The organism is Pseudomonas brassicacearum subsp. neoaurantiaca, assembly GCF_013608025.1.
Taxonomy (GTDB): domain Bacteria; phylum Pseudomonadota; class Gammaproteobacteria; order Pseudomonadales; family Pseudomonadaceae; genus Aquipseudomonas.
Window position 1 is genome coordinate 278,248 of the sequence record NZ_VDLV01000010.1, and the last position, 14,422, is coordinate 292,669.

The 14,422-nt window shown below is 60.8% G+C and carries 10 protein-coding genes; 7 read left to right on the forward strand and 3 right to left on the reverse strand.

The window, feature by feature from the left end; translation table 11 throughout:
- Nucleotides 1–42 precede the first annotated feature (42 nt).
- Both FHK92_RS07930 and FHK92_RS07935 read right to left on the reverse strand, forming a co-directional pair.
- Nucleotides 43–1,668, reverse strand: coding sequence for an ABC transporter substrate-binding protein (locus FHK92_RS07930; RefSeq protein ID WP_181287577.1), 1,626 nt, complete (start codon nt 1,666–1,668; stop codon nt 43–45).
- 255 nt (nt 1,669–1,923) lie between these two features.
- Entirely contained in the window at nt 1,924–3,525 is a 1,602-nt protein-coding gene (locus FHK92_RS07935; protein WP_181287578.1) for an ABC transporter substrate-binding protein, read from the reverse strand.
- 1,525 nt (nt 3,526–5,050) lie between these two features.
- Between FHK92_RS07935 and FHK92_RS07940 the strand changes: the two genes are divergently transcribed.
- The gene (locus tag FHK92_RS07940; RefSeq protein ID WP_219915982.1) at nt 5,051–5,443 is read left to right on the forward strand and encodes a DUF6124 family protein; all 393 of its coding nucleotides are present in this window, start codon (nt 5,051–5,053) and stop codon (nt 5,441–5,443) included.
- Nucleotides 5,444–5,641: 198 nt separating this feature from the next.
- On the opposite strand, the gene FHK92_RS07945 is transcribed toward FHK92_RS07940, so the two are convergent.
- On the reverse strand, nt 5,642–6,358 hold the full coding sequence (locus tag FHK92_RS07945; protein ID WP_181287579.1) for an SIMPL domain-containing protein: 717 nt from the start codon (nt 6,356–6,358) through the stop codon (nt 5,642–5,644).
- A 346-nt stretch (nt 6,359–6,704) separates the two neighbouring features.
- On the opposite strand from FHK92_RS07945, the gene FHK92_RS07950 reads away from it, so the two are divergent.
- The 6 genes from FHK92_RS07950 to FHK92_RS07975 all read left to right on the forward strand — a co-directional run bounded on the left by FHK92_RS07950 (nt 6,705) and on the right by FHK92_RS07975 (nt 14,345).
- Nucleotides 6,705–7,967 (forward strand): ATP-binding protein, encoded by a 1,263-nt coding sequence (locus tag FHK92_RS07950; RefSeq protein WP_030139829.1) that lies wholly within the window; start codon nt 6,705–6,707, stop codon nt 7,965–7,967.
- Nucleotides 7,960–8,520 (forward strand): response regulator transcription factor, encoded by a 561-nt coding sequence (locus tag FHK92_RS07955; RefSeq protein ID WP_003177957.1) that lies wholly within the window; start codon nt 7,960–7,962, stop codon nt 8,518–8,520. Before FHK92_RS07950 ends, FHK92_RS07955 begins: the two co-directional genes overlap by 8 nt.
- A 115-nt stretch (nt 8,521–8,635) precedes the next feature.
- Nucleotides 8,636–10,363: an ABC transporter ATP-binding protein/permease gene (locus tag FHK92_RS07960; protein ID WP_181287580.1), complete on the forward strand. Its 1,728-nt coding sequence runs from the start codon at nt 8,636–8,638 to the stop codon at nt 10,361–10,363.
- Nucleotides 10,364–10,641: 278 nt separating this feature from the next.
- Nucleotides 10,642–11,388, forward strand: coding sequence for a FadR/GntR family transcriptional regulator (locus FHK92_RS07965; protein WP_181287581.1), 747 nt, complete (start codon nt 10,642–10,644; stop codon nt 11,386–11,388).
- Between the two features lie 475 nt (nt 11,389–11,863).
- Entirely contained in the window at nt 11,864–12,775 is a 912-nt protein-coding gene (gene kdgD / locus FHK92_RS07970; RefSeq protein WP_030139832.1) for a 5-dehydro-4-deoxyglucarate dehydratase, read from the forward strand.
- A 124-nt stretch (nt 12,776–12,899) separates the two neighbouring features.
- Nucleotides 12,900–14,345 carry an aldehyde dehydrogenase family protein gene (locus tag FHK92_RS07975; protein WP_181287582.1) on the forward strand — a complete coding sequence of 482 codons (1,446 nt, stop codon included), beginning with the start codon at nt 12,900–12,902 and terminating at the stop codon, nt 14,343–14,345.
- Nucleotides 14,346–14,422: the final 77 nt, after the last annotated feature.

Sequence of the window (14,422 nt, forward strand, 5' to 3'; positions counted from 1 at the left end):
TACGCACCCCAGCGGGAGCAAGCTCCCACGCCACAGGTCACCTTACTTGCTGACGCTGACGCCATAGAAGGAGTTCAAGCCAAAGGGGCTGATCTTGAAGTCCTGCACGTTGGCGCGCATGGGTTGATACACCGTCGAGTGAGCGATAGGTGTCATTGGCACAGCATCCTTGAGGACGTGTTGTGCCTGTTTGTACAGTTCGGTGCGCTTGCCCTGGTCGGTGGTGCGCTTGGCTTCTTTCACGAGGCCGTCGAACTTCTTGTCACACCATTTGGAGAAGTTGTTGCCGGCCAGCGAGTCGCAGCCGAACAGCACGTTGAGCCAGTTGTCCGGGTCACCGTTGTCACCGCTCCAGCCAATGATCATGGCCTGGTTCTCGCCGCCCTTGGAACGCTTGATGTACTCGCCCCATTCGTAGCTGACGATGTTGACGTTCAGGCCGATTTTCTTCCAATCGGACTGCAGCATCTCGGCCATCAGCTTGGCGTTCGGGTTGTACGGACGTTGCACCGGCATCGCCCACAGGGTGATGTTGGTGCCTTCCTTGACGCCGGCTTCCTTGAGCAGCTCCTTGGCTTTCTCAGGATCGTACTTGGCGTCCTTGATGGTGGTGTCGTAGGACCACTGGGTCGGCGGCATGGCGTTGACCGCCAACTGGCCGGCGCCCTGGTAGACCGAGTCGATGATCTGCGGCTTGTTGACCGCCATGTCCAGCGCCTGGCGGACCTTCAGGTTGGCCAGCACGTTAGGCTCGTTGCTGCCCTTGATCTTGTCCATCACGTTGTAGGCGATGTAGCCCAGGTTGAAACCCGCCTGGTCAGGCATCTTCAGGGTTTTATCTTCCTTCAGGGCCTTGAGGTCGGCCGGGCGTGGGAAGAGGGTGATCTGGCACTCGTTTTTCTTGAGCTTCTGCATGCGCACCGACGGGTCGGTGGTGATGGCGAAGATCAGGTTGTCGATCTTCACATCGTCAGGCTTCCAGTAGTCCTTGTTCCCGGTGTAGCGGATGTTCGAGTCTTTCTGGTAGCTCTTGAACACGAACGGGCCAGTGCCGACCGGCTTCTGGTTGATGTCCGGGGCCTTGCCTTCCTTGAGCAGTTGGGCGCCGTATTCGGCGGACTGGATCGAGGCGAAGCTCATGGCCATGTTCTGGATGAACGCGGCGTCTACATCCTTGAGGGTGAACTTGACGGTGTGGTCGTCGACTTTATCGATCTTGGTGATGTTGGTGTCCATCCCCATGTCGGTGAAGTACGGGAATTCGGTCGGGTACGCCTTACGGAAAGGGTCGTCCTTGTTGATCATGCGGTTGAACGTGAACAGCACGTCGTCGGCATTGAATTCACGAGTCGGCTTGAAATACGGGGTGGTGTGGAACTTGACGCCTTCACGCAGATGGAAGGTATAGGTGAGGCCGTCTTCGGAAATGTCCCACTTGGTGGCCAGGCCAGGAATCACGGCGGTGCCGCCGCGCTCAAACTGGGTCAGGCGGTTGAACATGGTTTCTGCAGAGGCGTCGAAGTCGGTTCCGGTGGTGTACTGACCAGGGTCGAAACCGGCCGGGCTGCCTTCGGAGCAGAACACCAGGTTAGTCGCGGCGGAAGCGAAAGGAGCGCTGGCTAACAAGCCTGCGCCGACTAAAAACGGAATGACCGCGTGTTTAAGCATGTTGGCCTCATGATTTGTTGTCATTTTTGGATTTGAGGGCGACCTCGTGAGTCGTCCTGCGGATACTTATGCAGGCCCCATACCCAATGCAAGATCCAGAGCGGTTACAAGTCTGAAACAGTGGCACGAACGTACCTTAATGTCGCATCTCTGTAACTTCTGACGCATTTGACCGTTTGCGCAGGCTTTTTTGGGGCGAAACGCGCTCCCTGGCGGTGCGGCGCGAGGCCGCGACGCACCGCCATGGGGCGGGTTTTACTTGTTCAAACCCACGCCGTAGAAGGGTGTAAGGCCAAATGGGCTGAGTTTGAAATCCACCACTTCCTTGCGTATCGGCTGGAACACCGTTGAGTTGGCAATGGGCGTGATGGGCACTTGCTGCTTGAGGATTTTCTGCGCCTGCTGGTACAGGTCGATCCGTTTTTGCCGGTCGGTCGCGACCTTGGCTTGCTGGACCAACCGGTCGTAGGCCGGGTCGCACCACTTGGCGTAGTTGCTGCCCTTGACCGCCGCGCAGCTATAGAGCACGCCGAGCCAGTTGTCCGGATCACCGTTGTCGCCGGTCCAGCCGTAGATCATTGCGTCATGCTCGCCGTTCTTGGCGCGCTTGATGTACTCGCCCCATTCGTAGCTGACGATGTTGGCCTTGATGCCGATCTTGGCCCAATCCTGCTGGATCATTTGCGCCGACATCCGCGCGTTGGGGTTGGAGGCGCGCTGCACCGTCATCGCCCACAAATCGATGGTTGTACCGGGCGCAACCCCGGCTTCCTTGAGGAGCGCCTTGGCCTTGGTCACGTCATGGGGCGCGTCCTGGATCGCCGGGTCGAACGACCACTGGGCCGGTGGCAAGGCGTTTTGCGCCAGTTGGCCAGCGCCTTGGTACACGGCCTTGATGATCGCTGGTTTATCGATGGCCATGTCCAGCGCCTGGCGGACCTTGAGCTGGTCCAGCGGTGGGTGCGTCACGTTGTAGGCGAGAAAGCCCAGATTGAAACCGGGCTGCTTGAGCACCCGCAGGTTCGGGTCTTGTTCCATCACTTCGATGTCGGCCGGGCGCGGATAACCGCTGACCTGGCATTCGCCGCGCTTGAGCTTTTGCAGGCGCACGGCGGCGTCCGGGGTGATGGAAAAGATCAGGTTATCGAGCTTCACGTCCTCGGGTTTCCAATACGCGGTGTTGGCGGCGTAGCGGATCTGCGAATCCTTCTGATAGCGCTTGAACACGAACGGCCCGGTGCCGACGGGCTTCTGGTTGAGGTCGCCGGCCTTGCCTTCCTTCAACAGCTGCGCGGCGTATTCGGCGGATTGCACCGAGGCAAAACTCATCGCCAGATTCTGCACGAAGGCTGCATCGACGTTGTTCAGGCTGAAGCGCACGGTGTGCTCGTCGACCTTCTCTACGCTCTTGATCGTGGTGTTCAGGCCCATGTCGGTGAAGTACGGCGATTCGGTGGGGTAGGCCTGGCGGAACGGATGTTGCGGGTCGAGCAGGCGTTGAAAGGTGAACAGCACGTCGTCGGCGTTGAAGTCGCGAGTCGGGGTGAAGTAATCGGTGGTGTGGAATTTCACGCCGTCGCGCAGGTGGAAGGTGTAGGCCAAGCCATCAGGGGATACGTCCCAGCTTGTGGCTAATCCGGGTTCGACTTCGGTGCCGCCGCGCTTGAATTGGGTGAGGCGGTTGAAGATGGTTTCGGCCGAGGCGTCGAAGTCGGTACCGCTGGTGTATTGGCTGGGGTCGAAGCCGGCGGGGCTGGCTTCGGAGCAGTAGACCAGGGTGGTGGCGGCTTGGGCCATTGGCGCTGCGCTGACCAGGGCGAGAGCGAGCAGGAGGGGTTTGAAGGTGGTTCTGTCCATGAAATCCCTTGGGGGTGGTGAGGTTTTCAGGAGAGTAGCGTTGCGGGTGGGGGTGTTGGAAATATCGAAATGTGAGGGGGACTGTTGGGTTTGGGTATAGCCTTTTGGACGAGGCGGCCTGAGAGCCGGCCTGTCTCTTCCGGTCCTACTCCAATCCCCTTGTGGGAGCGAGCTTGCTCGCGAAGGAGGCCTGACAGCTGGTCTTGTTAATCGAGTACATATCCATTCCTGCGGTAACGGCCACTTAGGGTTTCGCTCTTACAGCGAGTCACTTTCGAAAAGCGCGAAAGTAACCAAAGCGCTTTTGCCCCACCACTCGGTGCCTCGCTTAGGCTCGGCATGCCCTCACTCCGGCATTGCTCCGTGGGCCCGCCGCGATGGGCCATCCATGGCCCTGCGCGGCTATCCCGGCATCCATGCCGGAATGCCCACTCCACAATGCCTGCGTTCGGCCATCGTGGTTAACGGGGCGCCCGAGATCAACGTCCACCGCGAGGCGGCCTAACAGCCGACCTGCCTCTTGCGGTCGTATTCCAATCCCATTGTGGGAGCGAGCCTGCTCGCGAAGGCGGCCTGACAGCCGACCTGCCTCTTGCGGTCGTACTCCAATCCCATTGTGGGAGCGAGCCTGCTCGCGAAGGCGGCCTAACAGCCGACCTGTCTCTTGCGGTCATACTCCAATCTCATTGTGGGAGCGAGCTTGCTCGCGATGAGGCCAGTAAGCTCAACATCCATGTGACTGAACCACCGCCTTCGCGAGCAAGCCCGCTCCCACAGCAGAAACGCGGTCTGACCAAGAGCCAGGTCGGCTATAAGGCCGCCTCGGTGAGGGCGTTGATCTCGGGCGCCCCGTTAACCACGATGGCTGAACGCAGGTCTTGCGCAGTGGGCATCCCGGCATGGATGCCGGGATAGCCGCGCAGGGCCATGGATGGCCCATCGCGGCGGGCCCACGGAGCAAGGCCTGCGTTCAGGCATGCCGAGCCTAGGCGAGGCACCGAGTGGTGGGGCAGAGCGTTTTTGGTTACTTTTGGCGCTCTTTCCAAAAGTGACCCGCTGTAAGAGCGGAACCATTAGCAGCCATCACCAAAAAAACGGATATACACACAATTCTGAAAAGGACTGCTGCGCAGCCCAGCGGGAGCAAGCTCCCTCGCCACGGGATTTGCATCAGCAGGAAGAGGGAATGAGTCGTTCATTAGCGTCGGAAGGATCACCGGCCCCGAAACGAAACATCCCACAGCTTTTTAGGGTTGCCGCTCGGAAGTGGGCTCTCTAACCTCTGAACATCGCTGCCAAATCAGCGATCGGGTGTGGAAACCTGAATTTAGTAGGGCATAGCTGAACATCGTGTTGCCGACGTCTCGTTTCGTCTGCAAACTGCGTCCTGGCGGCTGTGCGTGGGCGGACTTCGGTCTGGCCGGGTCCTGCTAACCGGTATTTCCACCCCGCGTACCGCTGCCACCTATTGTCGCGTGGAAACGACACAGGGATGGCTCCAACTTTTTAAGCAGGAGCATTACATATGGATAAGTCTGTCCCCGACCCGCCCTTCAACAGAACAAACCCTCTAGCAGAACTCGACGCCATCGAAGACCTGCTAAAAGACCGAGCCGCCGCCGATCGAGCCCTCGATCATTACCTCAACCCAAAGCCCCCGAAGCCCCAAAAAACCAGTACCGATCCACGCATCGACAGCCTGTTCTCCGTCACCGCCAAAGCAGACACCGATACGCTGCTGACCAGCACCTCCGAAACCCTGGCCTCGATCAAAACCATGGCCGAGGACCTGGCGTTCGACGTGGAGGGCACGCGGCGCAGCGTGGCGCTGGGGATTCATCAGTTGGTGGAGTTGTGCCAGTTGCTGGTGGACAAGGCGTTGGATCAGCTCGAAGCGCCGGTCAGCCCGGCACCGTGATCCCCCTGTGGCGAGGGAGCTTGCTCCCGCTGGGGCGCGAAGCGGCCCCAATAGCAGCGACTGCATCCATCTGATACACCGAGGTGTCTAGTTTGGGTCTGCTGCGCAGCCCAGCGGGAGCAAGCTCCCTCGCCACGGGAGTTTGTCGCTCGGCGGCGGTGGTTCAGTCAGTGAGACTGGCTGAGCCACCGCTGATCATCATTGCATCAACACCTCAACAACCCCATCCGCGGTCATCGTCACTTTGCTGGTGCCCGCTTCAACTTCCGGCGTTACCGACTCCGCATCCATCGACGCCGCCTTCATCATCATCTGCGGGCGCATGTACGGTTGTGGGTAGCCGTTGGTATTGAAATTCAGATTGACGATTTTGTAACCCTTGCCGCCCAAGGCCTCGGTGGCGAGTTGGGCGCGGGCCTTGAAGGCGTTGACGGCGTCCTTGAGCAGGGCGTCTTCGCTGGTCTGGCGAGTGGCGGTGGCGATGGCGAAGTCCATGCCGGCCATTTTCATGTCGGTGAGCAACTCGCCAGTGAGTTTGGACAGGGCGGCGAAGTCGGCGCTTTCCAGGCGCAGTTCGGCGCGTTCGCGCCAGCCGGTGATTTTCCCGCCTTTGTTGTCGTAGATCGGGTAGCTGTTGCGGCTGCCCTGGCTCAGGTTGATGCCCTTGACCTGTTTGGCCTGGCCGATGGCTTTGTTCAGCGTGGTGCTGACGGCCGCGGCGAGTTTGGCCGGGTCGGCGTTCTGTTCCTCGGTGTAGAGGGTGACGATCATCAGGTCGCGGGCCACTTCCTGGCTGGCTTCGGCGCGCAGGGAGATCTGGTTGTAATGAAGCTCGTCGGCGGCCAGGGCCGGCAGGCTGGCGACGGTGCCGAGGCTGAGGGCGAGCAGGGCGGCGGGGCGACTGAACGTGTGCATGAAAGCTCCTTGGGATGATGCGCAGGGGTAGGTTCCGGGCCTGCGTGAACGATAAGACTCTAGCGTTTATGGTGCGGTTCGCACAGTTACAACTTCTATACAGATTGCGACCCAGTGGCGCTTTTGTGGCGAGGGGATTTATCCCCGCTGGACTGCGCAGCAGGCCCTAAGATGTTCACCGGTGAAATTTGGGGGCCGCTTCGCGCCCCAGCGGGGATAAATCCCCTCGCCACAATGGTTGGTGTGCCATTTCAGGGCTGTGGCGCTTTGCCGCATATCTGCCTCTGCCCGCCGTGCGTTGGTTATACTCCGTGCGATCCGCCTGGAGCGCTCATCAGGAGAGCTCATGCTCGCCCCTTTGCAAATGACTTCCGCTTCTCGCCAGAACCTCTGGCGCCTGACGTTTATCCGCATTCTGGTCCTCGCGGCCCAGGCCGGCTCGGTGGGGCTCGCCTATTGGTTCGACCTGCTGCCGCTGCCCTGGCTGCAATTGGCAATCACCCTGGTTTTCTCCAGCGTGCTCTGCGCGTTGACGGCGATTCGCCTGCGTACATCCTGGCCGGTGACCGAGCTCGAATACGCCGTGCAACTGGCCTGCGACCTGTTTATCCACAGCGCGCTGCTGTATTTCTCTGGCGGCTCCACCAACCCCTTCGTCTCTTATTACCTGGTGCCGCTGACCATCGCTGCCGTGACGTTGCCGTGGCGGTTTTCGCTGATCCTGTCCGGCATCGCCCTGGCGCTGTACACCTTGTTGCTGGCGCGCTTCTATCCGCTGGAGACCTTTCCCATCGCCCGGGAAAACCTGCAGATCTATGGCATGTGGCTGAGCTTCGCCCTGGCCGCGGCAGTCATTACGTTTTTTGCCGCGCGCATGGCCGAGGAGTTGCGTCGCCAGGAAGAGCTGCGGGCGATTCGCCGCGAAGAAGGTCTGCGGGACGAGCAACTGCTGGCCGTGGCAACCCAGGCCGCCGGCGCCGCCCATGAACTGGGCACGCCGTTGGCGACCATGAGTGTGTTGCTCAAGGAAATGCGCCAGGATCATAAAGACCCGGCGTTGCAGGAAGACCTCAGCGTGCTGCAGGACCAGGTCAAGCTCTGCAAGGAAACCCTGCAATACCTGGTGCGCGCCGCGGAGGCCAACCGCCGACTGGACATCGACATGCAGGCGGTCACGTTCTGGCTCGACGATGCCTTGAACCGCTGGCACCTGATGCGCCCGGAGGCCAGTTATCGTTTCCAGTGCCTGGGCAAGGGCACGGTGCCGCGCATGGCCCCGCCGCCGGACCTGACCCAGGCGTTGCTGAACCTGCTGAACAATGCCGCAGACGCCTGCCCTGAAGGTTTGGAAGTGGTGCTGGATTGGGACGCCTATGAACTGACGATCTGCATTCGCGACCACGGCGCCGGTGTGCCGCTGGCGATTGCCGAGCAGATCGGCAAACCGTTTTTCACCACCAAGGGCAAGGGCTTCGGCCTGGGCCTGTTTTTGAGCAAGGCCAGCGTGACACGCGCTGGCGGCTCGGTGAAACTCTACCCCCATGAGGAAGGCGGCACGCTCACCGAGCTGCGCCTGCCCCATGCCGACCGAGGAGACGAATATGAGTGACGAGATCCAAGTCGACGGCGAAGAACTGCCGCACCTGCTGCTGGTGGATGACGACGCCACCTTCACCCGCGTCATGGCGCGCGCCATGTCCCGTCGCGGTTTTCGCGTCAGCACCGCCGGTTCTGCCGAAGAAGGCCTGACCATCGCCCAGGCCGACCTGCCGGACTACGCCGCCCTCGATCTGAAGATGGACGGCGACTCCGGCCTGGTGCTGCTGCCCAAGCTGCTGGAGCTGGACCCGGAGATGCGCGTGGTGATCCTCACCGGTTATTCCAGCATCGCCACGGCGGTCGAAGCCATCAAGCGCGGTGCCTGCAACTACCTGTGCAAACCGGCGGATGCCGATGATGTACTCGCGGCGCTGTTGTCCGAGCACGCCGACCTCGACACCCTTGTGCCGGAAAACCCGATGTCGGTGGACCGTTTGCAGTGGGAGCACATCCAGCGCGTGTTGACCGAGCACGAAGGCAACATCTCCGCCACGGCCCGCGCCTTGGGCATGCACCGGCGGACCTTGCAGCGCAAATTGCAGAAGCGTCCGGTGCGTCGCTGAACCTGCGCTGAACGAATGCTGTCCACCCTCGCGACACATCGGGCCGTTGCTTTATGATCGGCCCTAATGTGTTGCGAAACATGACACTCGTTCTTTCCTTTATCGAGCCTTAACCATGAATCAGAACGCTGAATATTCCGCGGTCAATGACGCAGTGCGCGGCCAGTTTTTCCGCCGTGTCTGGCAAATGACCACGCCATACTGGCGCAGTGAGGAGAAGGGCAAGGCCTGGACGCTGTTGATCGCTGTCATCGCGCTGTCGTTGTTCAGCGTGGCGATTTCGGTGTGGATCAACAGTTGGTACAAGGATTTCTACAACGCCCTGCAAGAGAAGAACAGCGAGGCGTTCTGGCATTTGATCCTGTACTTCTGCGGCATCGCCGCGGTGGCGATCCTCGGCGCCGTCTATCGTTTGTACCTCACGCAGATGCTCACCATTCGCTGGCGGGCCTGGCTTACCGAGCAGCATTTTGCCCGTTGGCTTGGTGACAAGAATTACTACCGGCTGGAGCAGGGCGGCTACACCGATAACCCGGACCAGCGGATTTCCGAAGACCTCAACAGTTTCACCACCAACACCTTGAGCCTCGGCTTGGGGTTGCTGCGCACCGTGGTCAGCCTGGTGTCGTTCTCGATTATCTTGTGGGGCGTGTCGGGCAGCATCGAGGTGTTCGGCTACACCATTCCCGGCTACATGTTCTGGTGTGCGCTGGTGTATGCAGCAGTGGGCAGCTGGCTGACGCACCTGATCGGCCGTCGCCTGATCGGCCTGAACAACAACCAGCAGCGCTTCGAAGCCGACCTGCGTTTCTCCATGGTGCGTGTGCGCGAGAACGCCGAGAGCATTGCGTTGTATGGCGGCGAGCCCAATGAGAATCGTCGCTTGAGCGGTCGTTTCGGCCTGGTCTGGCACAATTTCTGGGACATCATGCGGGTGTCCAAGCGCCTGACGTTCTTCACTTCCGGCTACGGCCAGATCGCGATTATCTTCCCGTTCATCGTCGCCGCCCCGCGTTATTTCGCCGGCAAGATCCAACTGGGCGAGCTCATGCAGATCAACTCGGCGTTCGGCAATGTGCAGGAGAACTTCAGTTGGTTCATCAGCGCCTATGCCGACCTCGCCGCGTGGCGCGCCACCTGTGACCGCTTGTTGAGTTTCCGCCAGGCCATGAGCGACAACGAGGACCGCGTGCCGGCTATCGATGTGCAGAACCAGGGTAGCGGGCTGAAAGTCAGCAACCTCGGGTTGGACCTGAGCGACGGTCGCCATTTGCTGACCCACGCCGAACTGGATGTCGAACCCGGCGAGCGGGTGATGCTCAGCGGTCGTTCCGGCAGCGGCAAGTCCACGTTGCTGCGGGCGATGGGGCATCTGTGGCCTGCTGGGCATGGCAGCATTCGCCTGCCGTCGGCGCGTTATCTGTTCCTGCCGCAAAAGCCCTACTTGCCGATTGGCAGCCTGCGCGAGGTATTGAGTTATCCACAAGCCGGCGACGTCTACCCCAACGAACGTTATGCACAGGTGCTTGAAACCTGTCGCCTGCCGCACCTGGTTTCGCGGTTGGACGAAAGCAACCACTGGCAGCGCATGCTCTCGCCCGGCGAGCAGCAACGCCTGGCCTTTGCCCGCGCATTGCTTTACGCGCCGCAATGGTTGTACATGGACGAAGCCACCTCGGCGATGGATGAAGAAGACGAGGCGACGCTGTACCAGGCCTTGATCGACCAGTTGCCGGGCCTGAGTATTGTCAGCGTCGGCCACCGAAGCAGCTTGAAACGTTTCCATCCGCGACATGTGCGTATCGAAAATGGCCAACTGGTGGAGCAGGCGGTGACCGCATAAACGCTCAAAACCTGTGGGAGCGAGCTTGCTCGCGATGGCGGTGTGTCAGTTGATAGGGAAGTGTCTGACCCGCCGCCATCGCGAGCAAGCTCGCTCCCACAAGGGCCTGGGGTGAACCGGATGCCGGTGGGGAAAGCCGATCCAATGTAGGAGCGAGCCTGCTCGCGAAGACGGCGACTCAATTTTCGCGTCAGACCCACCCAATGCACCAAGAGTGATCGTACAACCACCTTGCGCTATGATGCACACTTAGCCGCTTGCCAAAATAGAGAAACACCATGGAAAACCCGATCAACGTCCCACGCCTTCCCCGCAAGCGCCGCAGCCTCGCGCAGGAGCTGGTGACGGTGCTGACCGAGCAAATTCGCGACGGCCTGCTCAAGCGTGGCGATAAATTGCCCACCGAGTCGGCGATCATGGAAGCCCATGGCGTCAGCCGCACCGTGGTGCGCGAGGCGATTTCCCGTTTGCAGGCCGCAGGTCAAGTGGAAACCCGCCACGGCATCGGCACTTTCGTGCTGGACACGCCCAGCCCGAGCGGCTTTCGCATCGACCCGGCGACAGTGGTCACCTTGCGCGATGTGCTGGCGATCCTGGAATTGCGCATCAGTCTGGAAGTCGAGTCAGCTGGCCTTGCCGCGCAGCGCCGTACGGACGAACAGTTGGCAACCATGCGCGCTGCGCTCGATGCGTTGAATGAAAGCGCGGCCCACGCCAGCGACGCGGTGGCCTCGGACTTCGCCTTCCACCTGGAAATCGCCCTGTCCACCGGCAACCGCTATTTCACCGACATCATGACCCACTTGGGCACCAGCATCATCCCGCGCACCCGGCTGAACTCGGCGCGCCTGGCCCATGACGACCATCAGCACTACATGGATCGCCTGAGCCGCGAGCACGAGGAAATCTACGAAGCCATCGCCCGCCAGGATTCGGATGCGGCTCGGGCGGCCATGCGGTTGCACTTGACCAACAGTCGTGAGCGGCTGCGCCAGGCGCATGAAGAGGCGCAGGCGCAAGGTTGAAAGCGTTTCGCTGAGTTTGGGGTGAAGGCGTTCTTTTGTGGCCAGGGAGCCTGCTCCCGCTGGCCCGATCCGGCGCCTCGGGCGAAGCGGCCCGAGTTTTTTGCGGTTGCTGCGCAACCGAGCGGGAGCAAGCTCCCTCGCCACGAAAGCGCGGAGTTCGGTTCTATCTAAACGTCTGTTTCTACGGCTTGGCAGTGCGCGGCCATGCCAAGGTTATGCTCTTCTTGTCCTGACGATGCCTACGGGCAGCGCTTATAACTTCTTCCCGAAGCTCTCTCGGCAAGTTTCATTCGTCACCCAACCCGTCCAAAAAGCCCGATTTACAAGGCTTGCCGTTAAACCCCCTAGATCCTGTACGCGACAAAAGACGAAATGCAGTTGACGTTCACATTTTAAGTTGTACGATGACCTACAACTTCACATGAAGCTGAACCGTTTCCTACAACACAACATTTGCGTCCAGGGTGTTCGAATAATGAATCCACAAGAACTGAAGTCCATCCTCTCGTCTGGCCTGCTGTCGTTCCCGGTCACCGATTTCACTGCCAATGGCGATTTCAATCGCGACAGCTACATCAAGCGTCTCGAGTGGCTGGCCCCGTATGGCGCCTCTGCATTGTTCGCAGCGGGCGGCACCGGTGAATTCTTCTCCCTGGCCGCCAGCGAGTATTCCCAAGTCATCAAGACTGCCGTCGATACCTGCGCCACCAGCGTGCCAATCCTCGCCGGTGTCGGTGGTGCGACCCGCCAAGCCATCGAATACGCTCAGGAAGCCGAGCGCCTGGGCGCCAAGGGCCTGTTGCTGCTGCCGCACTACCTGACCGAAGCCAGCCAGGACGGCGTTGCCGCCCACGTTGAAGCCGTGTGCAAATCGGTGAAAATCGGCGTGGTGGTGTACAACCGCAACGTCTGCCGCCTGAACGCCACTCAGCTGGAGCAACTGGCCGAGCGCTGCCCGAACCTGATCGGCTACAAGGACGGCCTGGGCGATATCGAACTGATGGTGTCGATCCGTCGTCGCCTCGGCGATCGTTTCAGCTACCTGGGCGGCCTGCCGACCGCTGAAGTCTACGCCGCGGCCTACAAGGCCCTGGGCGTGCCGGTCTACTCCTCGGCGGTGTTCAACTTCATCCCGAAAACCGCGATGGACTTCTACCACGCCATTGCCCGCGACGATCACGAGACCGTTGGCAAGATCATCGACGACTTCTTCCTGCCATACCTGGACATCCGCAACCGCAAGGCCGGTTACGCAGTGAGCATTGTCAAGGCCGGCGCGAAGATCGTTGGCTATGACGCAGGTCCTGTGCGCACGCCGCTGACCGATCTGCTGCCAGAAGAATACGAAGCCCTGGCCGCGCTGATCGACAAGCAAGGCAAGCAGTAACAGACCCGACAAGGCCGCTGAGCAATCAGCGGCTTTTTGCGTAAGGCTCGATCGTTCCCGCGCGTGGGGACGCAGCCAGGGACGCCCTGCGTTCCTAGACAGCTTTTGTGAGAGGAGAAGCTCCGTGGCAGATGCAAAGCGTTTCGATAACTACATCAACGGTCAGTGGGTGGCCGGTGCCGACTATTGCACCAACATCAACCCGTCTGACTTGTCCGATGTCATCGGTGAATACGCCAAGGCTGACGCAGCGCAAGTCAACGCCGCCATCGAAGCCGCCCGCGCCGCGTTCCCGGCCTGGTCGACCTCGGGCATCCAGGCGCGTCACGATGCGCTGGACAAAGTCGGCACCGAGATTCTCGCCCGCCGCGAAGAACTCGGCCAACTGCTGGCTCGGGAAGAGGGCAAGACCCTGCCCGAAGCCATCGGCGAAGTGACCCGCGCCGGCAACATTTTCAAATTCTTCGCCGGTGAATGCCTGCGTCTGTCGGGCGACTACGTGCCGTCGGTGCGTCCGGGCGTCAACGTCGAAGTGACCCGCGAAGCCCTCGGTGTGGTTGGCCTGATCACTCCGTGGAACTTCCCGATCGCCATTCCCGCGTGGAAAATCGCCCCGGCCCTGGCCTACGGCAACTGCGTGGTGATCAAGCCCGCCGAGCTGGTGCCGGGCTGCGCCTGGGCCCTGGCCGAGATCATTTCCCGAGCCGGTTTCCCGGCCGGTGCGTTCAACCTGGTGATGGGCAGCGGCCGCGTGGTTGGCGAAGTCCTGGTCAACAGCCCGAAAGTCGACGGCATCAGCTTCACGGGTTCCGTGGGCGTGGGTCGGCAGATCGCAGTCAACTGTGTGTCGCGCCAGGCCAAGGTCCAGTTGGAAATGGGCGGCAAGAACCCGCAGATCATCCTCGACGACGCCGACCTCAAGCAGGCCGTCGAACTGGCGGTGCAGAGCGCGTTCTACTCGACCGGCCAGCGTTGCACGGCTTCCAGTCGCCTGATCGTCACCGCCGGCATCCATGACAAATTCGTCGCGGCCATGGCCGAGCGTATGCAGTCGATCAAGGTCGGTCATGCGTTGAAGGCCGGTACTGACATTGGCCCGGTCGTGTCCGAAGCCCAGCTCAACCAGGACTTGAAGTACATCGACATCGGCCAGAGCGAAGGTGCGCGGCTGGTCAGCGGTGGCGGCGTGGTGACTTGCGATACTGAAGGTTACTTCCTGGCGCCGACGCTGTTCGCCGACAGCGAAGCCTCGATGCGCATCAGTCGCGAAGAGATCTTCGGCCCGGTGGCCAACGTTGTGCGCGTGGCTGACTACGAGGCGGCGCTGGCGATGGCCAACGACACCGAATTCGGTCTGTCGGCCGGTATCGCCACCACGTCGTTGAAGTACGCCAACCACTTCAAGCGCCATTCCCAAGCGGGCATGGTGATGGTCAACCTGCCAACCGCCGGCGTGGATTACCACGTGCCGTTCGGCGGGCGCAAAGGTTCGTCCTACGGTTCGCGTGAGCAGGGTCGCTACGCGCAAGAGTTCTACACCGTGGTGAAAACCTCCTATATCGGCTCGTAACACGCAACACCGGTCGGCGCCGCGCATCGGCGCCGACCGTACAAATTGAATTCCCGTATAAAAATAAATAGTGGAAG